The organism is Niallia sp. FSL R7-0271 (assembly GCF_038005785.1).
Classification (GTDB): Bacteria; Bacillota; Bacilli; order Bacillales; family Cytobacillaceae; genus Niallia.
The window spans coordinates 1,002,006-1,023,430 of sequence record NZ_JBBOTZ010000002.1 but is presented as its reverse complement, the minus strand read 5'-3'; the positions used below and the strand labels follow the sequence as shown (position 1 = coordinate 1,023,430).

Genomic DNA, 21,425 nt, shown 5'->3' with positions numbered 1-21,425 from the left:
GCTTCTTAAAGTGGGTGGAAGTTTTATATATAGACTTTTTAGTACACTTTGATACGTTACAATTTGAATGATAAAAAGTGGTGCTAATTTGTTTCTTTGCTGCGTCAACCAATCCTTCTAGGAAAGGAGAAGCTTAACATGTTTGCTGATAACCGGAAAAATAAAATCTTTACCCTTTTAGAAGAAAATCTTTGTAAGTTGAATGGCGAAAAAATTGGTGAAGTATTATCCATTTCTGACCGAACTGTTCGTAAGGAGATTAAGGGGATGAATGAAGTTGGTAAGAATCATGGGTTTATTATCAAAAATATGCGTGGGAAAGGATTTTACATTGATGTATTGGACCAGCAGAATTTCCGCCAATTTAAAAACAGTAATTTAACTTCCCCCATTTATTTCGATATCAATACAAAAGAAGGGAGAATAAAACAATGTATTATCATTCTCCTTAACGCGCATCAATTTATGACTTTGGAAGAATTAGCTGAAAAAATGTATGTTGGAAGAACTACTTTAAGCCTAGAGATTAAAGAAATAAGAAACCTTCTTAATAGCTTCAATCTCTCATTACACTCTAAGGTTGGGAAAGGAATATTGATTGAGGGTTCAGAGCGTAATAAACGTTGTGCATTATTATCACTTATTGATGAATCCTTTGAGTTCTCTCAAATAGAGAGTTATTTTGGATGGAAGAATCAACAACATTTTTTGGAAGCGCTACATAAACAGTTGCCACCATTATTTAGTTCTTTCCATCTGTATTTTAGTGATGAAAACTTAAAAAACTTTATCTTTCACCTAGTTATAATGGCGGATCGAATACAGAATCAATTTGTACTAGAGCTTGAGTATGGGCGTGATAAGTGGGGACAATACACTGAATTAATGGATAATTTGATTAAATTATTATCGGAAGTTTTTTTAATAGATATTCCTCAATCAGAGCAAGATTACCTTTTTATTCAAGTGAGAAGTAAAATGATTACAGCTGTGGATCAAAATCAGAATATAAATAATCTAGTTAATGACTACATCCAATTATTTTTAGATAAAATTAATGAAAACTATTTCTATGACCTCAACGATGATGAGCAGTTAAGAAGTGATTTACAGAGCCATATTAACTCGATGTTATTTCGCGTGAAAAATAATATTAGAGTAAGAAATCCAATGGAAGAACATATCAAAAAATATTTTCCGCTTGCATATGAAATAACGTTATATGCAGTGAAATCAATCAAAAATGAGTTGAGTTATGAAGTGAACCATGGAGAGATTGCCTATTTATCTTTGCATATAGGTGCTTCCTTGGAGAGGAACTATCAGGTTAAATACGAACGGCATAATTCCTGCTTAATCGTTTGTGGGTCTGGGATAGGAACTGCGAGGGTTATTGAAACAACCATTAAACAAACGATTCCAGATTTATTTATAACAAAAACAATTTCTGTACAGAGGTACAGTACATTACCTTATGTGGAAGAAGACGTTGTAATTACGACCATTGATATAGAGGAAAAAAATAAACCGATTTTCAAAATAGAAAGCTTGCCATCAAGGAGGCAGATTATTGATTTGGATAAAAAAATTACTAAAGAGCTAAGTCATACGACAGATCTTTTACTTAATTATTTTTCACCTAAGTTATTTATAAAGAAGACTTTTAAACATAAAGACGAGGCAATCAAAGCACTGACTTCTGCTATGGCATTAGAAAAAGTAATTGATAATGAAGAGGAATTTTTAGCTGCTATTTTAAAAAGGGAGGAAATGGGATCAACAGTAATTGGCGAAGGAGTGGCAGTACCACATCCTTTAAATCTTCTTTCTAAGCGTACAAAGATTGGTATAGCTTTAACAGAAGAACCTATTGATTGGGGAAACGGACAGAAATCCCAGTTGATCTTTCTCTTGGCCATTAGTAAAGAAGATTACGAAGAAGCAATGGGCATTTATGATTTTCTTGTCGATATTATTCGAGAGAAACAAGCGACTGAACTTAGTACTGCTAGAAATTTTAATGAATTTATCTTGAAAGCTAGAATGATTTATTCGTAAGTAGAGCTAATATATATATCTTTCAAACTTTTCTCCTATTTCTGCGTGAAAAGGGTAATTTTTCACCTATCAATTGTAAATATATAATTTTATCCTCTACAATAATAGATGTGGCACAGTCCTTTAGGGAGGATATACTAACTATGGTCAAGAAAACATTGCTCGGCAGTATTGGGTTATCAATAATACTTGGAGGATGTTCAAGTATGAATAGTACAAATATTAATAATGAAAATGAAGAAGCTAAGGAATCACAAGCTGCACTTTCTAGTGACAGGTTGGTGAGCGTTCAGGATTACTCAGGTGAAGGTTATGCTCTTCCATATGGAAAAGAAACCGATAAACTTGCTGAAAAAAACCGGACTCAGATCGAAGAAGCAGCTATAAAGTTTTTTAAGGAAAACTACAAAACGGATGTTTATGTTCATAATGTAGTCGGTAACCGTGATGGGGCAACGATTTTTGTAGAATCCAAAGGAAATGTACATTTCTATACATATGCTGTCGTACCAATTGATGAACAAGGAAAGCAAGTGTTGACAGATAAAATTTGGGCAGACGAATTCCAGGTGGAAAATGCCATTAAGGGCGGATTATATCACATAATCTTTAGAGAAGAGTTCAATAAGCTTGATAGCTACCTGGAGTCGCTTGCAATGATAAAGCAAAAATTAACTGTTAGACCAATAGAATTAATGGTTTTGTCTTTTAACTCTAAAGGATTTTACTCTGAGAAAAACCCCGAAAACTAGAATCCATTATTCCTATCGTCAATACTTTACCTTCGTTTTTTAGTAGTCGATACGTACATGCTGCTGTAAAAGTCTCTATTCTCATTAGCAGCTAAACATTCCTTGAAAGTAATGATGAACAATCTAATAGTTTCGTTCTAAGATGATGTTGTAGGATTATTTACACATCATGACATTAGTATTAAAGTACCAAAAGAGGAAATAAGCCCCAATTACTATTCTTTCTTTGATATAATATACACGAATTACATACATTGGGGGAACTTTAAGTGAAAAAGAAATTAGTAGCATCACTAGCATTGGCAACTGGCTTAATTCTTGCTGCTTGTGGAAACGACGCAGAAATATCTTCTGCAGAAGTTGAAAAAAAGGCTGATGAGCAAAATATGACATCTACAGAAGCTGCACGATCAGAGATTACAAAAGTTGGTCAAAAGGCAGAAACGAAAGATGGCATGCTTGAGTTGTTAAAAATGAAGGAAATAAATAAAACTATTGATGTTTCACCATTAGCAGTAACAATCAAAGATATGAGACTATTTAAAATGACGAATGTTACGCAACACCACATAGATATACTAAAGGTTGATTCGCGAGCTGCAGATGAGATTGAAGATGAATATGTCTATGTGCAAGTTCGCTATGATGTAGAAAATAAAGAAGATAAGAACATTGCTTGGGACGGCTTGAAGCATGTGGTTACAGATAAAGGACAACAAGTTGATAGATTACAAAATGACATAATCTACACAGAATCTGATAGCTTGGCTCCGTTCGCAGGTAAAGTAACAAAAGAGTTTGACGATGGTTTTATTTTAAAACTAGAAGATGCAGAAGACATCTCAAAAATTAAGTTTGTCTTTGCTCCATCCATGGATGGAGACACGTATGAAGATATAACCCCGCAACAAGACGTAGAATATTCATTTGAATAGTGGATTTACAAAAGAGCAGATGTTGTTACCTGCTCTTTTTTGCAGTTTTCTCCTTTTGCAAGTTGATTACGATTAATTATCGGCAAACACTTGTAGATATTCTCTGTATTTCTGCCCAACACTCATTTGAACTGTAGAATCATTTTTATAGTAACCTCTTTCTTCTCAGAGGATATTTAAATGAAGAGGCGTTAGAAGGTCGCTAATAATTATATAACCGAGAAAATATCAGGCATCCAATTGGATGTCTTTTTAGTTTGTTTTCAAATGGACCAGCTCATGAGTATAATTAGTGATTTGTTGTGTAACTACGACCAGCTTCTAAACTAGTTCTACTATTATTTAAGATATTAATACTAATAAGACCTGAAATTCCTACAAGAATAAAGATAATTCTGGACATTCCTGCATGCTCACTACCAAATATTGCAGCGACAAGATCATATTGGAAGAAGCCGATTAATTCCCAGTTGATGACACCATTGATACTTAGAATTAGGGTGATTTTTTGTAGTATTAGACAAAGACATAAATAGGAACTTCTCATGATATATTGTATTTCTACTGTATATACACCTCTTTAAGTAGGTGTATGAAACAGATATTAGATGAACATAGTGTAATAATAAGAAAAAGAAGCCAAATTATATGACTTCTTTTCCAATAAAAACTATTGTTTTACATTTATGTTTTCTAATTGTTTAAATAGATATTCTCCGGCAACTTTGCCTTCTTTTTGAAATTTCTTTGGGTAGCTTTCGGAGAACACAATTGCTCCATTATCAATCCAATTATTACGGAATTGAGTATGTGTATCTTTCTTTTCCATAAATACACCATCTTCCATTTCGACATCATCATCAACTCCGAATTGAAAACCGCAACAGGAGCATATATCATAGGATGGATTGTTATCCTCATCATAAGGTGGATATACATGATTGTCATATCCGCAAACAGGACAAAATTTCATTTTAAATCACCTCTAGTTATTGGTTTTTAAAGTACTCATATCCTCTATTTTTATTTGGATATTTAGGTTTGAATAGGGTTTTTATAACATCATCTTTAGTAAGAATAAGTAATTCATTTGTATCTTATTATATTTTAACATATCACCATTAGATCTCTTTTTTGTCAAGATATGTTTTGCTGTTGTACCTCCTAGTGATTGAGCACGTGTTAAATACTTTGACTTTGTATAGCCTCGAAATTCTTTTTTATGTTTATCCCAGTGTTCTGATTAAAGTCTTTCAGAAGCAAACTTTAGATTTTTTAATGTTTTAGCTGTAGCCTTTTGACCGTACTTATTAGTAGCCTTAGTTACTGCACTTCTTCCATACTTCTTGATTGCGTAATTAATACCATAATGAGCTACTGAAATTGCAATAACTACTTAAGGATACGTGTAGAAAAGTTATTAGAGAAAATAAGAGGAATATTTAATATTAAAGTAGAAAAGTAACTTGGAGGAGAACCCTTTCAAGTTTTTTTAGAAACTAATTAAATATTGCTATGAGTCGAAGCGTAAACACTTGTCGAGATTTTGGGTAAAGGGTGTTGTTGATATGGGAGATTTAGAAAGACAAAAAGAATTAATTCACATCTTCTACTATTTAATGGGAGATGAAGCATTTATGTATATATTAGAGAACATCCCAAAGGAAATGGGTTATGGAGATGAATATGCCCGCTTTGTATTTGCAAGTAACTGGGAAGAATGGGAAGAAGATTATTTCGGAGAAGAAGGAGTCTGCTATTATTTCGACGAACCTGCAGTGGACGAAGATGTACAATTTGTTTTAGATTACGAAACATTTTATAAGTATCTAGTAGAAGATTGCGAGCTGTATTTGGAGAAGTATCCTAATGACCGTAGTCGTGTAGAAGAGTTAGTAGGGGAAATAAGAGAAAAATTTAATATTATAGTGGATAAGTAAAGAAAAGCATCTAATGGTTTATAAAATCCTATTGCAAATAATAGATGCTCCCTCTACATAAAGGAGCCATCTTTTTATTTCATACAGACCAAATGTTATAATGTTTTTTCTTTTAAATCAAACCGAATGCAATTGTTTGAAATATGTGCCGAATTGTCATCTGTCTTTTTTTAGCTATCTTAATCATTAACACAAGCTCTCGTATTTCTTCCTTTGACTGGGTTTCTAAAATAAGTTCATACAATTCTTCGCTTTTTACCACGGTGAGGCCATTTTTAGTAGGTACTTTAAAAGGCTTCTCTTTTAACAAGTTATTCCTAAGATAGTTTTTATCCAATTCAGAGATAGTTAATAATGTTAATTGCTGTTTTTCTAACATAATACCAATCCTTTTGTTAAACGAATGAAATTCAGATCACAGAACTCGCTCCACACTGGAGTTTATTTGTTACTTTCTTTAGAAGATAACTTTATAATTTCCTTATTTTAAAAAAATATGTAAAACCGACTTTTAAAGGGTATTCATATTATTATTGTCGTTTCACTTCATTTAAATCAATATTCATCAAACTTCTTTTTTTTGGTAGTCTTCACAAATAACAGCAAACCTACCTTCAAGCGTTCTCGGAGCCGTCTCAACGATTTTCGTATCCTGAAGAGTCCCCTCAAATTTCCTTTCACAATCCCAGCATAAGAATGGAACTGTTTTCTCCTACTTTAAAAGCATTTTTCCGATAAAGTACATCTTGTCTTCTCTGCTACTTTATCATCTTGATGGAGCGAGCAATTTTTTCATCGTTAATTCCGTATAATCAGATACAGGGAATATATGAAGTTTTTTATGTTCTTTAATCAATCTTTCTCGTTGTTTATCTATAGACAAAACTCAAAACTTGATACTCCTAATAAATTTCAGTTGACCCGTTCCCATGGTGCTAACTCATCTCTGCTGAAATATTTTACCGTTTCAAGCTGGATAGTAGGGCAACCACATTTATACTGCTTCACTTCTGAGCGCTTATCTTTATCATAATAGCTACTTTTATAGCGAAACTCTTGCTTGCATTCATCACAGATCATATGCTTGTTGTCATTGTAATTAATGATTAATCCTCTCCTTATTCATTTCATGCATACGGTTCACAGTCATACCTAAAAGAATAACGTTTTAAGATATTTAAATTTATTATATCCTTAATAAAAATCTTGTATTTATACTTTTTCTAAATATTACTTGTCCTCATTAGCCCTATAGAGGTTCTAAATATTAATAAACATAATGAAATATCTAAAAATCTATCCATATGTGAGGAAGACATAAACGTGAGGCTCTCATTAGTAAAACTATCCAATGGAAATGACACACTTAGTCACATAAAAAATACGTTCATTTGAGATATGTCTCTTTGTTCCTGCATTATTATGCAAATCTTTATATGCGTAATATATATAAGTAAAATGATATTTAGATATAAATAAAAAGATCAAAGTGACAATTCTTATAAAACCATAATATATCCACAATCGGCCTAAATATGTAAAAAAGAAGGTACAAAGCAGGAACAATTCACAATAACCAGGAACAAAACTGAAATATTATTTCTAAATTTACTCATTCATTTTTTTATTAAAAAATAAAATTAGTATTGAAGATGAAAAAAGTTCCGCAAAAAGTTACATGGAGAACCAAATAGGAACAATTTAATAAACATAGAAACAAAACAGGAAAAAATAGGCGAGAAATAATATATTTCACCGATAAAAATATTATTAGTAGAATAAAGAAATGGGTTGAATGGGACAGGAAAAATTTAAGTCTCTAAAACCATTCATAATAGGAGAAAATTAAATGAAAATTATAAATATAATCAGAGGCAATATAATATTAGAAAAAGTTTTAACATATTTACCAATATTAATAATTCTTTTTATACCTGATGTGTTTACTCCGATAACTATACCATTACTGCTTATTCTTATGTTTGGTATGGTTTATTTCTCTAACTATCTGTTTATAAATCCCATAAAAAAAGGTCTTTTGCTAAGTCTAATCTGTTTAGCAATAATAGTAATATTCTTTCTAGTTATCACTACTTTTTTTAATTTGGACTTTAATTTAGTGTTAATTTTAACTTTTCTTGTAGCTTTTATTACCTCGATAGTAATTAAGGGGTAATATCCGGTATGTTTGTTCAAAAATGAGGAGGCATGTAGAAATTGATCTAACAAGTCGATCTGCCATTAGCTATCCCGTAGCTGAAAAACAAGATTGGTATGAAAAACGTTGATTTATCAGCGTTTTTTTATTTTGCCTGATAAGAGAACCCAAAATAAATAGGGGGTTTTACGAAATGAACAACACAACATGTGTTGAAATTAGCGCCCAAAGTCCAATTAATACCAGTGACCTAAACACAGACAATTAAAGACGGCCATAGCAGAAATAAACATCACGCCAGCTGTTACCGAGACATCTAACTTTCAGAATGTACTAATAGAGATTCCTCGAGAAAAAACACGACAAGAAGGTGAAGCTCGTCGTTTGGAGCAAGAACGTCAGGCAGAAATTGCGAAGCAGGAGCTTCAAAGAGAGCTGGCTCGCATAACAAGAACAACAAGCAAAATTGGCCGTGACCAAAAAACACAAGAACAGGCTGCTCAGCAAAAACGAGAATTAGAGGAAAGAGCAAGATTTGCTCAAGAGCAGGAACGAATATGACAAGCAGAATATGCCCAGTTTAGCAGTCAGTATAAGAATATCTTTAAAGAATCGTTCCTGCTTTTTATTCAATCTTTATTCCAGAACCCAAACTATCATATTGTCCATTCTAGCGCATAGACAAAAGCAGCTGTTATTTATGACATTATAAAACAAGTAGGAAGCCAGATTCCATCGTGACGTGCGAAACGGATGGTAACACGCAAAAGGTACTCGATTTGGTCCGGTATATCTTAGACGCTTAATTATAATTGGTTGAGCACCGTAAAATTATAAAAACGGTGCTTGTTCCTTAAATTTTGGCAGGTAAATCGTTGTTACATATAGAATAACTGTAAATTGAAATGTTTTTGACGATGATTATATAGGGAGAATAATAGATAAAACTAGATTATTAGGGAGAAAAACTTGATGAAGAACTTCTTAGTGATTAAACATGACACGTTTTCAGACTTTTTCCATTCGGTTATAAAGGCAGAATCACTTGACGATGCCTCTACTAAATTCATAGCCTCTAATGATTATGAAGCTTCAATGGCATATTCCGTCTATCCTCTAGTAAACTATACGTTTAATGAAAATTATAGGGTGTCAGTTCCAGAAAACACACCTAGCAGTTTTGTCTTTACTGTACAAACAGGTAATGATGAACATTATAAGCAAGATGGCATTACTAATCGAGCTTAAAAACATAGACCTTAGCCAAACGGAATGGCTTTTCATTATATTAGTACTTTTGCAAATTAAGACTGCTAATAATTATTTTAAGCATACACAAAGGTTGTCTAGCTGAGGTAGAACCATAGATTCTTTAGCTTAGGTTAGTTGATAATTTCCAACCAATTTCCTATTTAAACTCGCCTGCATCTTTTTTACAATAAAAGGATATGGAATATCCTGGCCGTTTATTAACTAAAGGGCCTATTATCCGTGTAAAAGAGAGGCGAAAAAATGAAAGTTTTAGATGCATCTAGTTTACGTGATACAATGAAAGGAAGGGCTAAGCACTATAAAGAGCTGCGCACACAGTTTGCACAGCTGCACAAAGCCTTCCAGGAAATTGTTCATTTAGATGACTTTGAAGGAAAAGGTGCCGAAGCAATTAAAGGATTTTATCAGGGCCAGCTGGAAGTGGTAGAAGCATGGCAACGGCTGATTGACAGACAGATTGCCTTCTTTGAAGGCGTTAGCGCAAGGCTAGAAGATAAAGACTTAGGCGGCCATTCTCGTGTGGAAACATCTTTTTTAGAAGAGGAGCTTGCATATAAAGAACGTCAAGCAGACGAAATGATTAGTGAGCAACGAAAAGCGTTAGAGCAAATTTTTAGGGACATTGATGATCTAGTGTCTTTAACGCCTTTTTCCCGTTCCCGGTTTGACGATCTGATGATGGATGCAAACGAAAAACGGACCAAAACGATCGATGCAGTTGGGGAAGTCGATCAAGAGTTAAAAGATGAATACCTTTCTTCAGAAGGAGAAGAGCACTATGTTCAAGCTCTTTTCCAATCTTTAATGGAAGCAACAAGACAAGGCAGCAGTATTTCACCCATCCATTTTGATGCAGAAGCCTATCAATCGAGTGATGCCTATCAGTCCATGGTAGAAGCAAAGACACAAACTAACAGCTACCTCTCCTATAAAAAGGAAGAGAAAGAAGCAAGGGAAATAGCAAACCGCCCATGGTATGAAGACCTATGGGAGGGCACGAAAACCTTCGCCGGCGAGTTAACCGGTTATTATGACTACATACGAGCTAAAGACGGAGTTGATCCCGTTACAGGTGCAAAGTTGACGGCAGGACAACGAGTAGCCGCTGGCGCAATGGCAGCCGCAGGCTTCATTCCAATTGTAGGCTGGGCAGGAAGAGCCCTTAAAGGCGGCAAAGGCATTTATTCAGCAACAAAAGCGATTCATACAGCCGATCATGCGCTTGACGCTTATAAAAATGTCCGCACCTTTACTAAACTAGAACAAACAGAAATGGGCATATTTGGCCTTATTTCAGCAAATGGACTATCGGAATATATAACAGGAAAAGACATGTTCGGCAACAAACTCACAGATGAACAGCGCCAAGCAAGTATTACCCAAAGCATGATTGGAGCAATACCATTTGTCCCATATGCCCCTGGCGTGATAAAAGAAGCCGTTCGAATTAGTGAACTACCAGTCCATAAAACATACCAGCTAGTGCAAACTGGATTAAGCAAAAGCCAATTAACATATAAAGGTTTCCTGACAAATATTTATCAATCTAACAGCCAACTTTCTCCACTTGGTCCAAGTTTGGCTATGTTTAAAACAGACGATGTAGACAATAACTTAAAGAAAGTTTCCAATCATTTTGTTAAAAGTACCAGCAAAGAAAGCACACCTATAAAAAACGCTGGTAAAACAGAAATGAAGTATGACTTCAGCCAATATGAGAAAAAGCTCGTAGGCAATACATGGGTCCTTAGTAAAAACGGTCGCACAGATCAAGATGCAGCCAAAGCAAGCCTAGCATATAATGAGGCTATAAAAAAGGGAGAAATCAAGTTAGACAACGAGCCTGACTCAGATATTTACCTCGAACAAATCCAAGCAGCAAAAGACGGATACAATCTCTGGACTGGAGAAGAGTTATCGAAGCTAGAATCTAATTCGATTATCTTTAGCAGTTTAATTGGGAGTGTTTATGGTTTTAGAGGTGGAAGGATTTCTAGTAGGTCGATTAAGGTTTCTAAGGGTGATTTGAGGAAAATAAAAGAGAAGGTAAAGGGAAATAAGGCTAATACTGAAGTTACTAAGGGTACGGGTAAAGTATATCCAACTAGACAAATAGATTCAGTAACAGAAGCGCATATAATTGATAGAGTGAAGGAACTAAGAGGAAATTTATCGAGTAAATATAAGAAATCTGGTAATTTTGCTGTTGCCGAAGTGGATGTCAGTGGGATAAGCAAATCGGAATTTTATGCTCAAAGTAGCATAAATGAACTTAAGGGAAGTCTTGAGCATAAGGTGCCTGATATTTCTTTACAACCTGAAAATCCAATGTTTAAGGCTACAGAAGCAGTTGGTAAAAATGGATTTAATTATTTAAGGAATACAGATACTGAGTATAAAATACTAAATGATATAGCTTCTAGGCTTGGGGATAATACACAAGCTAGTGGTAGAATTAAGTTATTTACAGAATTGGATACTTGCGACAGTTGTAATAAAGTTATAGCAGAGTTTGCAGCTAAATATAAAAATATTGAATTAGAAGTCGTACACAACAATGGTAATAGAATTATTCCTTAAACTAAATTCTTTGGAGGAAAGTAATTATGAAAGATTGGGAGTATAATGAATTATTTGAAGCAATTCAGGAGACATATGAAGAGTTGTTAGATGAAGATAGGGGATATAAGTATGCTATAGCAAAACTATCAGATGAGTTTGATAACTTAGGTAAGATAGAAGATGTTATTGTTGATACTGCTATTGGTGAGATTGCAATTGGACATGATAAAGTTTTTATTGGGCTTATTGAAGGTATAACAAGGAGATTAAGCAAGTTTAAAGATATAGATGCTTCAAATGAACTGACAAAAGAGGAAATAGCAGATTTAACTAATAGGATAGAAAAAGTATTAGTGGGTCTTAGTAAAGTTGAGATAGATTATAACCCATCTGCCGAGTAAGTTATATTAGATTCTCAACATTAGATAACTATAAGGAGCACTTGATTGTCTTTTTAGGCAACAAGTGCTTTTTTGTAAGGAGTCATTGTCTTGGATAACAAAAATAACTGCCACGGAACCCCGTTTTCCATGCTTACTACCAACGTAAACTCAAAGAAGGCAAAACAATGGGGCAAGCATTGGTATGTATTATGAAAAGGCATAATGAAACATAAAACTGCTTATGAACTGCCCGTAATAAACAATCAAGAAAGCGTTTCATAGGGGTATAAATGGTTGCCTAGCATTTAAGATTACAACATAGGGTACGGGTAATTCTATACAATATGCTGAAACTGGTGGAAGAAATATATCCCCAGAGCAGTTCTTTAAGGAAGAAGCTATTGCAGAAGAAATGTATGAAAAATTTAGAAATCTAGGAACAGAAGATGTGAATGCAATTGCTAAAAATACAGGCTTTTCTGTTGCTAGAATACAAAGGATTAAAGATCATGTTTTTAATAACTCTCATATAAAGGATTATGGAGTTGGGAGATTTGATCCGGACTACGAACTAGCTCAAGCATGGCAAAGATTGATGGATGGGAAACAAGTAGATTCTGATATACAATTATTACATCACGAAATTTTTGAGTCAAAATTTGAGGGTATATTCCAGACTAATTATAGAACAGCTCATGACAAAACTATAGAATCTGGAAGACCATGGAATTGGGAGAAAAACTATGAGGAGTGAAGATTCATGGCAGTTTTTGTTTTAATGTTGAAGGAATTTGAGGATGAAGAGAGGGTGGTTTATCAATATGGACCGAATGAAGATTTAATGGGACGAATTGAATATGATAAAATAAATGGAGTTATCAACCAACTATCGCAAATTGATTCACAAGAGTTCGCTGATGAATTCTTCTTTAAGAGAGCAGGAAGACGACTTTCAAGAATGATTATTAAAGAAAATCAAAATTTTGTTGATCGAACAACTATTGAATCTTAATTGCCTGCTTATGATTTTATAAATTTTTTATTAGATATAGGTATTTAAGAGATATAGCACAATATAAGGACCTTGATTGGCTAAATGCCTCTCAAGGTTTTTTACTTTAATTTATATTAAAACAGTTGATAATTGAGTGAGACAATAAGAAAATGTTTTGCTTGAGAATCGAGAGCTCATGATGGTAGTACCATCATGGAGTTTGGTTTTAATACTCGGATAAAGTGACAAGTACGATAAATAGGCGAGATGACATTTTACAAGGCAGGGGTAGTTTATTATATGGAGTGGGTAAAAAACTAACGAGATTGACAAAGCTCGTGGCGATAAACAATGGATAACGTGAAAGTGTTTGCTTGTGCTACCTTGGCTTAAAGTTTTGGGTTGTATTTTTACAAGAGAAGGTCGTATAATACTCGCTATTCGTTAAAAAGCGTTACGAAAATTACAATTTATGTAACGGGAGGGTGAAAAGTTGAACGTTGTTGGGTATATACGAGTCTCAACTCAAGGGCAGGCAAGAGATGGATATAGCTTGAAATATCAAGAAGAGGAAATTAAAGCATATTGTAAGGAACAAGGCTTAAACTTGATACATATTTTTAGAGATGAAGGAATTAGTGGCGCAAAACTAAATGAAGAAGCATTCGAAATAGATAGGGTGGGCTTACAGGAGATGTTGGCTCACCTTTCGTCTGTCCAAATACAGTTTGTGGTGGTGCTAAACACAAGTCGATTATGGCGGTCAGATATTGTGAAGGTGCTGATACAACGAGAGTTGAAGAAATATGGCTGTGATATTAAAAGCATTGAACAACCATTTTACAGCATTCATAAGAAAGACCCCAATGACTTTTTGGTCAATGGCTTAATGGAGTTATTAGACCAATATCAACGTCTTGAAATAGCGCTAAAACTAACAAAAGGGAGAAACAAGAAAGCAATGGAAGGCGGATATGCAGGAGGAAGAGCAACATTTGGTTATACGAAACAAAAGGGTGAAAAAGAACTCAAGATACATAAAGGTCATGCAGAAGTAGTAATACGGTTGTTTGAGCTTAAACAGCTACATAGGAAATGGTCACTGTCTAGGTTGGCAGAAGCATTGAATGAAGAAGGGTATCAAACAACGCATGGGAAAGCATTTACGAAAGTACAAGTGAAGCGAATATTAGACCGAGAAAGTTTTTATCAAGGGATTTGTACATATGGACAAATACAAGCAAATGGCAAACATGAAGCAATAATTTAAAAGATTACTTAAAAAAGGGACTCATTTTCTTATAAGTTCTTCTGTAAGGTTGAAAATGGATAGGCTTTCGTACCAATGCGCACCGATAGGTGAACGCTCGAACTAAGGTTGCCGGCATTTTCATTCAATAAACAACTGAATAGGAGGATGAACGATGCATGAAAAGCAGAAACATATTTATGTGGGTGTAGACTTGCATAAACAGCACCATGTGGCAGTGATTATTAATTGTTGGCAGGAAAAACTAGATGAAATAAAGTTTGAAAATAAACCGTCCGCTTTCTCAACATTTTTACTAGATATTGATAAACTGACAGAAGAAGGGTTGACACCTGTATTTGGATTAGAAGATGTGGGCGGTTACGGTCGAGCACTGGCACAATATCTAACGGACCATGGACAAGTTGTAAAAGAGGTTAACCCAGCACTTTCGTACGCTGAACGAAAAAGCCATGTGACCGTACAAAAAAGTGATAGCTGGGATGCGGAATGTGTGGCTAGAATATTGGTAAGACAACTTAGCCAATTGCCTGACGCTAAACCACATGATTTATTTTGGTCGATACAACAATTGGTCACTAGAAGAAATGCATTGGTGAAAGCTCAAGGTGCTTTAAAAAACCAACTGCACATTCAATTGAGCCACCATTATCCAAGCTATAAGAAGTTTTTCTCAGAAGTAGATGGAAAAACGGCATTGGCATTTTGGAAACGATATCCGTCACCATCTTGTTTAGAGAGTATAACCTTACAAGAATTGACCACTTTTTTATTAGAAGCCAGTAACAATACATGTTCCGTGAAAAAGGCTAATGACATATTAAAGCTAGTAAAAGAAGATGGACGCACTGCAAAAGAACATCAAGAAACACGCGACTTTCTAGTAAGAAGCATCGTTCGAGACATTACGTTTAAAAAGAAGGAAATGAACTATGTGGAAGGCGAATTAAAACAGTTAATGAGTTTACTAGACTTTCAACTAAACTCCATGCCAGGAATTGACCTTGTGACAGCTTCGGCATTAATTGCAGAGATAGGTGACGTAAGACGCTTTCCAAATGCCAACAAATTAGCACGATTTGCGGGTATTGCGCCAGTTTACTTTGGGTCTGGTGGGAAAGGTAAGGAACAAAAAAGCAAACAGGGAAATCGGGCGTTACATGCTTTATTTTACAACCTAGCAGTACAACAAGTGCAAGTAGCAAAAGGAAGTAAACTGCCGAGGAATCCTGTGTTTCATGCTTACTACCTACGAAAGCTTAAGGAAGGCAAAACAAAGGGGCAAGCATTGGTTTGTATCATGAGAAGGCTTGTGAACATTGTTTTTGGCATGATGAAGCATAAAACAGCCTATAAATTGCCGATAGTGCACGAGAAAGAAGTAGTTTAATAGGGTGGTAAAATGGCTAATTTTTTTATTTTTAGCTTTTAAGATTACAACATAGGGTACCAGTAAAAACCCTTCAGATTTTGAGATCGTGCTAAACTAGAAGGACATTTTGATAAGCATGGGAAGGAATTTGACGGATTATATAAAAATGCCGACGAGTATCTTGAAGGTGCAAAAGAGGTTATTAATAATGGCATAAAGGTGAAGTATGAATATAAAGATGAAATAAGGACAGGACATGTCAAGTTTATGGGGAATAACAAAAATGGTAAAGCCAAGTTTGAATTTGTAGGTACTAATAATAATGGAGATATTACGACCTACCATACTCAGAGTGGCAAAAAGATTTGGAAGACCATTAATGGTGAAAATATTCCAGTGATTAATCCAGCAGAGTAGGAAGTGAGGATTTATATATGGTATATACGGCTCTTGTTAAAAGGCTAGACCCACAAATTGAGGAAGAAGTGACAATTGAGATCGAGGGTATTGAATTTACAGGATTTGCTTTTATTTGTCCTTATAAAATTGAAGTAGGAAAAAGTTATCCTGTATCAATAGGGTTTACTATCTTAAATGAATTAATAATTCGTGAAATCCAGGGAGAGAAGAAAGAAATAGAACGTATTGGTTTGGGTTATGAGTATTATATAAGGGGTTTGTTACATGAGGATACAATTGAAGCAGGATTAATTTTTACTGACGAAGACAAGTATTTCTCTGATTATCCTGAATTGATGGATAAATATATTGAAATAAAAGTTGACAGAATAAGTATAGAATTTATAAGAACAACTATTGATTAAAAATTTATGTAACGGGAGGGTGAGAAATTGAACGTTATCGGGTATATGCGAGTTTCAACACAAGGGCAGGCAAGAGATGGATATAGCTTGAAATACCAAGAAGATGAAATTAAAGCATATTGTAAGGAACAAGGCTTAAACTTGATACATATTTTTAGAGATGAAGGAATAAGTGGCGCAAAACTGAATGAAGAAGCATTAGAAATAGACAGGGTGGGCTTACAGGAAATGTTGGCTCACCTTTCGTCTGTCCAAATTGATTATATGGTGGTGCTGAACACAAGCCGATTATGGCGGTCAGACATTGTAAAGGTATTGATACAACGAGAGCTAAAGAAATATGGCTGTGATATTAAAAGCATTGAACAGCCATTTTACAGTATTCATAAGAAAGATCCAAACGACTTTTTAGTGAATGGCTTAATGGAGTTATTAGACCAATACCAACGACTTGAAATAGCCCTAAAACTAACGAAAGGCAGAAACAAGAAAGCAAAGGAAGGCAGATATGAAGGAGGAAGAGCGACATTTGGCTATACCAAACAAAAGGGTGAAAAAGAACAAAAAATACATAACGGGCATGCAGAAGTAGTAAAAAGATTATTTCAACTTAAACAAAAATATAAGAAATGGTCACTTTCTAGTTTGGCAGAAGCATTGAATGAAGAAGGCTATCAAACAACCCAAGGGAAAGCATTTACGAAAGTACAAGTGAAGCGAATATTAGACCGAGAAAGTTTTTATCAAGGGATCTATCCATACGGACAAATACAAGCAAATGGAAAACATGAAGCAATAATTTAAAAGGTTACTTAAAAAAGGGACTCATTTTCTTATATATCCTATGTAAAGTTGAAAATGGATAGGCTTTCGTACCAATGCGCACGATAGGTGAATGCTCGAACTAAGGTTCCTGGCATTTTCATTCAATAATTGATAACTGAATACTGAATAAGAGGATGAACCATGCATGAAAAACAGAAACACTTGTATGTTGGAGTAGACTTGCATAAACAACAACATGTGGCAGTGATTATTTATTGTTGGCAGGAGAAGTTGGTGCTTTAAAGAACCAACTACATATTCAATTGAACCACCATTATCCAAGCTATAAGAAGTTTTTCTCAGAAGTGGATGGAAAAACAGCATTGGCTTTTTGGGAACGCTATCTTTCACCGTCTTGTTTAGAAGGTGTGAGTATAAAACAATTGACCACCTTTTTATTAGAAGTGAGCCATAATACTTGTTCGGTGAAAAAAGCAAATGAAATATTGAAGCTAGTAATAGAAGATGGGAACACAACAAAAGAACATCAGGAAACTCGAAACTTTTTGGTAGAAAGCATTGTGTGCCACATTTTGTTTGGAAAGCAGGAAATAGGCAAGGTGGAAAGAGAATTAAAAGAGTTAATGAGTTTATTAGACTTTCAACTAGACTCTATGCCAGGAATTGACCTTGTGACAGATTCCGCTTTAATTGCTGAGATTGGGGATGTAAGACGTTTTCCTAATGCCAATAAATTCGCACGATTTGCAGGGATAGCGCCTGTTTATTTTGGTTCTGGTGGGAAAGGCAAGGAACAAAAAAGCAAACAGGGAAATCGGGCGCTGCATGCGTTATTTTACAACCTAGCTGTACAGCAAGTGCAAGTAGCAAAAGGAATTAAACTGCCAAGGAACGCAGTGTTCTATGCTTACTACCAACGAAAACTGAAAGAAGGCAAAACAAAAGGACAAGCATTGGTCTGCATTATGAGAAGGCTTGTAAACATTATCTATGGCATGATGAAGCACAGAACTGCCTATGAATTGCCGATAATAAAAGAGAAAGAAGTAGTTTAATAAAGGTTATAAAAGGCTGATTTTTTACTTTTAGCTTTTAAGATTACAACATAGGGTACGGGTAAATATACTGGAGGAAGAAAACAGAAAGAATTAGATGATTTGGCAGGAGATCCATCGCATGGTGGTAAAATTAGGGATCAGGGTTTGAAAGAAAGAGAGATAGGGCTCGATTTGGAGCAACAAGGTAAGTTAGGGAAGATTATACGTGATCCACAAGGCAATGGTGGGGCAGAATTTATTGATACAACAAATAATACTAAATGGGACGTTAAAAGCTTCGTCTCTTATCCGAATGGTCATACATCACCTAAGAAAGGGGCATTTACAGTAAGTAACGGGATGAAAGGTATTAATAAAGAACTTGAAAAAAATTATAATGTAATTGTGGATGTAAGGGACATGATTCCTGAACATGTTGAACAATTAAAAGAGGCAATAGAGAAAGCTAGAGTATCAAATAGGATTATTTGGTATCCATAAGGGAGGTTAGTATGAATACTGATATCAGAGAAATTATCGTTCAATTAGAGTCGCACCGTCTTTGGATTGAAACTATTGGTGAACAAGGAGAAAAACTAGGTATAGATGAGATTGATTTGCGAAATGTGGATTTGTCCCCGTATCCACTAGACCAAGCGTATATAACAGATTGTATCTTTGATGGCATGGATTTAAATAACAAGGATATCTCGTCATCTTTACTATGTTCATCAACTTTTATATCTGCAAATTTAGAAGGAGCAGATTTTGGAAAATCTAATGTCTCGTATGTAGACTTCACAAATGCCAATATTAAAGCTGCTAGACTTGCTGATAGTGAATGTATTGAAACCGTGTTTGCTAAAGCAGATTTATCAGACGCTAATTTAGTAGCTGGTCTTTTTGATGAGGCGGATTTTCGTAATGCAGTTTTATTAAATGCCGATATACGGTTAGCAACGTTTGAAAATGTATTGCTAAACGGAGCTATATTAACTGGCATTCGTGGAATAGAAGAGGCTTTTATAAAAAGTATCAATATAGGAACTGCAGAAAAACCAATAATTTTAATGGGTGAAGAAGCTAGGAAATGGTTACAAAATAAAAGTTTGAACATTGAGTAGAATTTAAGAATACACTAAGCGATAAGCAAATTCTATTCACAACTACGCTTCATAAACTTTCAAAAGGTTTATTCCAACTTGGCTATGAGTTAGGAATAAACTTTTTTTTCATATAAAGAAATCAAAGGAGAAAATAAAACATGGCAAAAAATCACAAGCGATAGGAATGGACCTAATGAACAATAATTGTTTGAGAATTGAGAGCTCATGAAGGCTGGACCATCAAGGAGTGTTCTGTAAACAGTGGTCTAGGAAGAAAAGTGTGAGAATTAGGTGAGATGACATTTTACATGCAGGAGATAGTGTTGTATGAAATAGTGACTAAATAAACGATAATAACAAAGCTCGTGGCGATAAACAAGGATATAAATAGTTTTTTAATTGTGTACAGTTAAAGATATCGTTGAATTTGAATTAATAACTCATGAAGGCTAGACCATCAAGGAGTGCTATTTTAACAATTAAGCAATAAGAGCGAGAATAGGCGAGATGACATTTTACTTACAAGGACCACTTTATGGATGTCGTAAGCAACAAACACACGAGATTAAACAAGCTAAAGGGTTTAAACGTTACACTTGCCATGTAGTAAAAAAGATGTCAAACTGTCAATACTAAAATAACTTATAAAACTTGCAAATATTAATAAACTTAGAAAATCTAAAACTTAAAGCACTTGATTGTCTATAACAGGCGACAAGTGCTTTTTTTGCATGTTTAAATACGGATTACGATTATTTAATTAGTGTACTAAGTATTAAAATTTTATACAAGGGGAAGAAAATGCGATGGAAATAGAAGTTTCAATAGATAAATTTGTTATAGATTATAAGGATGTACCACATTCAGCATTTTTACGTGTTTATATGGTGGGAGTGCAGAAATATAAAGTGAAAATGAAGATTTATAGTGGAACATATAGCTATGAACTGCACATGCGGAAAAGTGACGATGTATACATTCATCTATATTTTAAAAACTTTAGAGAAACAGAAGGTCACTTACATACCCTAAGGATTGAAACAAGGCCAGAGCATTACTCACATTTCAGAGAAATACTAGAGATGATAGGGAAGCGGGCAAGCCAAGTAGAATTTGTGAGCTGTGATGTAGCGTACGATATACCAACGAAACTAGAAAATGTGGTCGTTATACCAATAGATGTGCGGAGGAAAATGAGTCATTGTGAAACTACACGTTATTTTGGTGAAGGTTATCAAAGAAAACAGAATGGATATTGTCGAATTTATGATAAGAGACTAGAGCTATTTAGAAATAAAGGTATTTATTTGGAAAACGATTTGAGTAGGATTGAAGTCGTCTATAAACCAGATGAAAAAATAGAGCTTCAAGATATAGAGAGACATTCGCCAAAACAGAATAAACAATACTTTGCGGCGGTGATAATGGATTGGCAAGCGTTGGAGAAGAAAGAAGTAGAACGAGTCATTAATTTACGAGATGGAAAAGACATGTACACGCAGTATATACGTAGAGCAATAAAAGAGCCCCTTGCGAAACAGTATCGAGTGGATTTCGACGAGTTAGCAGGAGCAGTATGGAAACAACTGATAGATGAGCCATGTTCGATGGTACTTGGGGTTGCTTAGTCAATTGGCTCTAATACAAGGAGGTCTTGAATAGAAACTTCTAATGTATCGCATAAGATAGAGAGAATACGTGTATGCACACATTGTACAGGGCGAGTACATAGGTCATTTACCGTATTCGGACGTAAAGCGGCTTGTCTGGCAAGTTGCCGACGGCTCATTTGTTTTTCAATTAAAATTTCATTGAGACGTAAACGAATAGTAGAAGACATAATAAAAACACCTCTTTGTTAGATTGTAACGGTTATGTATAGTGTACGACCCTACTAGAGAAAAAACGACTGTAAAATAAAGGGTTGTGCAAAATTTGGGTAAGGTCGTACAGTATGTTGTAACGGATAGACGTTA

Annotated in this window: 22 protein-coding genes and 5 pseudogenes; 21 read left to right on the top strand and 6 right to left on the bottom strand. The window is 34.7% G+C overall.

The features are described 5' to 3' along the window. The first annotated feature begins 138 nt into the window (after positions 1 to 138). The 3 genes from MKX82_RS25180 (at position 139) to MKX82_RS25170 (ending at position 3,745) form a co-directional block, all read left to right on the top strand. Entirely contained in the window at positions 139 to 2,058 is a 1,920-nt protein-coding gene (locus MKX82_RS25180; RefSeq protein ID WP_341080955.1) for a BglG family transcription antiterminator, read from the top strand. 143 nt (positions 2,059 to 2,201) lie between these two features. Further along, the gene (locus MKX82_RS25175) at positions 2,202 to 2,810 is read left to right on the top strand and encodes a DUF1672 family protein (protein WP_341080953.1); all 609 of its coding nucleotides are present in this window, start codon (positions 2,202 to 2,204) and stop codon (positions 2,808 to 2,810) included. Positions 2,811 to 3,079: 269 nt separating this feature from the next. Next, positions 3,080 to 3,745, top strand: coding sequence for a hypothetical protein (locus MKX82_RS25170; RefSeq protein ID WP_341080951.1), 666 nt, complete (start codon positions 3,080 to 3,082; stop codon positions 3,743 to 3,745). 289 nt (positions 3,746 to 4,034) lie between these two features. On the opposite strand, the gene MKX82_RS25165 is transcribed toward MKX82_RS25170, so the two are convergent. The 3 genes and pseudogenes from MKX82_RS25165 to MKX82_RS25155 all read right to left on the bottom strand — a co-directional run. Continuing rightward, positions 4,035 to 4,292 (bottom strand): DUF378 domain-containing protein, encoded by a 258-nt coding sequence (locus tag MKX82_RS25165; RefSeq protein ID WP_341080950.1) that lies wholly within the window; start codon positions 4,290 to 4,292, stop codon positions 4,035 to 4,037. Between the two features lie 123 nt (positions 4,293 to 4,415). After that, a complete protein-coding gene (locus tag MKX82_RS25160; protein ID WP_341080949.1) occupies positions 4,416 to 4,718 on the bottom strand; it encodes a hypothetical protein in 303 nt (100 codons plus the stop codon). 16 nt (positions 4,719 to 4,734) lie between these two features. Then, a pseudogene (locus MKX82_RS25155) lies at positions 4,735 to 5,141 on the bottom strand (SAR2788 family putative toxin); the annotation flags it as partial. Positions 5,142 to 5,280: 139 nt separating this feature from the next. Between MKX82_RS25155 and cdiI the strand changes: the two are divergent. Further along, on the top strand, positions 5,281 to 5,685 hold the full coding sequence (cdiI, locus tag MKX82_RS25150; RefSeq protein ID WP_341080948.1) for a ribonuclease toxin immunity protein CdiI: 405 nt from the start codon (positions 5,281 to 5,283) through the stop codon (positions 5,683 to 5,685). A 112-nt stretch (positions 5,686 to 5,797) separates the two neighbouring features. Here cdiI and MKX82_RS25145 read toward each other — a convergent pair whose 3' ends face one another. Further along, positions 5,798 to 6,064 carry a hypothetical protein gene (locus tag MKX82_RS25145; protein ID WP_341080945.1) on the bottom strand — a complete coding sequence of 89 codons (267 nt, stop codon included), beginning with the start codon at positions 6,062 to 6,064 and terminating at the stop codon, positions 5,798 to 5,800. 533 nt (positions 6,065 to 6,597) lie between these two features. Next, positions 6,598 to 6,765 (bottom strand): hypothetical protein, encoded by a 168-nt coding sequence (locus MKX82_RS25140; protein WP_341080944.1) that lies wholly within the window; start codon positions 6,763 to 6,765, stop codon positions 6,598 to 6,600. 1,462 nt (positions 6,766 to 8,227) lie between these two features. On the opposite strand from MKX82_RS25140, the gene MKX82_RS25135 reads away from it, so the two are divergent. The 17 genes and pseudogenes from MKX82_RS25135 (at position 8,228) to MKX82_RS25055 (ending at position 21,077) form a co-directional block, all read left to right on the top strand. Next, a complete protein-coding gene (locus tag MKX82_RS25135; protein WP_341080942.1) occupies positions 8,228 to 8,404 on the top strand; it encodes a hypothetical protein in 177 nt (58 codons plus the stop codon). Between the two features lie 411 nt (positions 8,405 to 8,815). After that, positions 8,816 to 9,091, top strand: a complete 276-nt coding sequence (locus MKX82_RS25130) for a hypothetical protein (protein WP_317012001.1) — start codon at positions 8,816 to 8,818, stop codon at positions 9,089 to 9,091. 264 nt (positions 9,092 to 9,355) lie between these two features. Next, positions 9,356 to 10,279 (top strand): annotated as a pseudogene (locus MKX82_RS25125) (ribonuclease YeeF family protein); the annotation flags it as partial. A gap of 909 nt (positions 10,280 to 11,188) precedes the next feature. Next, positions 11,189 to 11,695: pseudogene (locus tag MKX82_RS25120) on the top strand (deaminase domain-containing protein); the annotation flags it as partial. A gap of 26 nt (positions 11,696 to 11,721) precedes the next feature. Next, entirely contained in the window at positions 11,722 to 12,078 is a 357-nt protein-coding gene (locus tag MKX82_RS25115; RefSeq protein WP_172293856.1) for an Imm3 family immunity protein, read from the top strand. A gap of 107 nt (positions 12,079 to 12,185) precedes the next feature. Continuing rightward, a pseudogene (locus MKX82_RS25110) lies at positions 12,186 to 12,342 on the top strand (IS110 family transposase); the annotation flags it as partial. A 130-nt stretch (positions 12,343 to 12,472) separates the two neighbouring features. Beyond that, a complete protein-coding gene (locus MKX82_RS25105) occupies positions 12,473 to 12,814 on the top strand; it encodes a hypothetical protein (RefSeq protein WP_341080936.1) in 342 nt (113 codons plus the stop codon). Between the two features lie 6 nt (positions 12,815 to 12,820). Further along, positions 12,821 to 13,072, top strand: a complete 252-nt coding sequence (locus MKX82_RS25100) for a hypothetical protein (RefSeq protein WP_000268085.1) — start codon at positions 12,821 to 12,823, stop codon at positions 13,070 to 13,072. 475 nt (positions 13,073 to 13,547) lie between these two features. Then, complete coding sequence (locus tag MKX82_RS25095) at positions 13,548 to 14,324, top strand: recombinase family protein (RefSeq protein ID WP_341080934.1); 777 nt, start codon at positions 13,548 to 13,550, stop codon at positions 14,322 to 14,324. A gap of 154 nt (positions 14,325 to 14,478) precedes the next feature. Beyond that, complete coding sequence (locus tag MKX82_RS25090) at positions 14,479 to 15,714, top strand: IS110 family transposase (RefSeq protein WP_341080931.1); 1,236 nt, start codon at positions 14,479 to 14,481, stop codon at positions 15,712 to 15,714. Positions 15,715 to 15,915: 201 nt separating this feature from the next. Next, positions 15,916 to 16,113 (top strand): hypothetical protein, encoded by a 198-nt coding sequence (locus MKX82_RS25085; protein ID WP_341080929.1) that lies wholly within the window; start codon positions 15,916 to 15,918, stop codon positions 16,111 to 16,113. A 17-nt stretch (positions 16,114 to 16,130) separates the two neighbouring features. Continuing rightward, positions 16,131 to 16,520 (top strand): hypothetical protein, encoded by a 390-nt coding sequence (locus MKX82_RS25080; RefSeq protein WP_341080927.1) that lies wholly within the window; start codon positions 16,131 to 16,133, stop codon positions 16,518 to 16,520. 27 nt (positions 16,521 to 16,547) lie between these two features. Beyond that, positions 16,548 to 17,324: a recombinase family protein gene (locus tag MKX82_RS25075; protein WP_341080926.1), complete on the top strand. Its 777-nt coding sequence runs from the start codon at positions 16,548 to 16,550 to the stop codon at positions 17,322 to 17,324. A gap of 257 nt (positions 17,325 to 17,581) precedes the next feature. Next, positions 17,582 to 18,361 (top strand): annotated as a pseudogene (locus MKX82_RS25070) (transposase); the annotation flags it as partial. 102 nt (positions 18,362 to 18,463) lie between these two features. Next, entirely contained in the window at positions 18,464 to 18,844 is a 381-nt protein-coding gene (locus tag MKX82_RS25065; RefSeq protein ID WP_341080924.1) for a hypothetical protein, read from the top strand. Positions 18,845 to 18,855: 11 nt separating this feature from the next. Next, on the top strand, positions 18,856 to 19,467 hold the full coding sequence (locus MKX82_RS25060; protein WP_341080923.1) for a pentapeptide repeat-containing protein: 612 nt from the start codon (positions 18,856 to 18,858) through the stop codon (positions 19,465 to 19,467). A gap of 788 nt (positions 19,468 to 20,255) precedes the next feature. Then, on the top strand, positions 20,256 to 21,077 hold the full coding sequence (locus MKX82_RS25055) for a replication initiation protein (RefSeq protein WP_341080920.1): 822 nt from the start codon (positions 20,256 to 20,258) through the stop codon (positions 21,075 to 21,077). Here the strand turns inward: MKX82_RS25055 and MKX82_RS25050 are convergent. Next, positions 21,074 to 21,289 carry a helix-turn-helix domain-containing protein gene (locus MKX82_RS25050; protein ID WP_341080917.1) on the bottom strand — a complete coding sequence of 72 codons (216 nt, stop codon included), beginning with the start codon at positions 21,287 to 21,289 and terminating at the stop codon, positions 21,074 to 21,076. The two genes, MKX82_RS25055 and MKX82_RS25050, sit on opposite strands and share 4 nt — an antisense overlap. Positions 21,290 to 21,425: the final 136 nt, after the last annotated feature.

Bases quoted from the DNA above. Each gene is read 5' to 3' on its own strand.
- MKX82_RS25180 (WP_341080955.1), top strand. From the start codon at position 139: ATGTTTGCTGATAACCGGAAAAATAAAATCTTTACCCTTTTAGAAGAA.
- MKX82_RS25175 (WP_341080953.1), top strand. From the start codon at position 2,202: ATGGTCAAGAAAACATTGCTCGGCAGTATTGGGTTATCAATAATACTT.
- MKX82_RS25165 (WP_341080950.1), bottom strand. From the start codon at position 4,292: ATGAGAAGTTCCTATTTATGTCTTTGTCTAATACTACAAAAAATCACC.
- MKX82_RS25160 (WP_341080949.1), bottom strand. From the start codon at position 4,718: ATGAAATTTTGTCCTGTTTGCGGATATGACAATCATGTATATCCACCT.
- MKX82_RS25145 (WP_341080945.1), bottom strand. From the start codon at position 6,064: ATGTTAGAAAAACAGCAATTAACATTATTAACTATCTCTGAATTGGAT.
- MKX82_RS25140 (WP_341080944.1), bottom strand. From the start codon at position 6,765: ATGATCTGTGATGAATGCAAGCAAGAGTTTCGCTATAAAAGTAGCTAT.
- MKX82_RS25130 (WP_317012001.1), top strand. From the start codon at position 8,816: ATGAAGAACTTCTTAGTGATTAAACATGACACGTTTTCAGACTTTTTC.
- MKX82_RS25115 (WP_172293856.1), top strand. From the start codon at position 11,722: ATGAAAGATTGGGAGTATAATGAATTATTTGAAGCAATTCAGGAGACA.
- MKX82_RS25105 (WP_341080936.1), top strand. From the start codon at position 12,473: ATGTATGAAAAATTTAGAAATCTAGGAACAGAAGATGTGAATGCAATT.
- MKX82_RS25100 (WP_000268085.1), top strand. From the start codon at position 12,821: ATGGCAGTTTTTGTTTTAATGTTGAAGGAATTTGAGGATGAAGAGAGG.
- MKX82_RS25090 (WP_341080931.1), top strand. From the start codon at position 14,479: ATGCATGAAAAGCAGAAACATATTTATGTGGGTGTAGACTTGCATAAA.
- MKX82_RS25080 (WP_341080927.1), top strand. From the start codon at position 16,131: ATGGTATATACGGCTCTTGTTAAAAGGCTAGACCCACAAATTGAGGAA.
- MKX82_RS25060 (WP_341080923.1), top strand. From the start codon at position 18,856: ATGAATACTGATATCAGAGAAATTATCGTTCAATTAGAGTCGCACCGT.
- MKX82_RS25055 (WP_341080920.1), top strand. From the start codon at position 20,256: ATGGAAATAGAAGTTTCAATAGATAAATTTGTTATAGATTATAAGGAT.
- MKX82_RS25050 (WP_341080917.1), bottom strand. From the start codon at position 21,289: ATGTCTTCTACTATTCGTTTACGTCTCAATGAAATTTTAATTGAAAAA.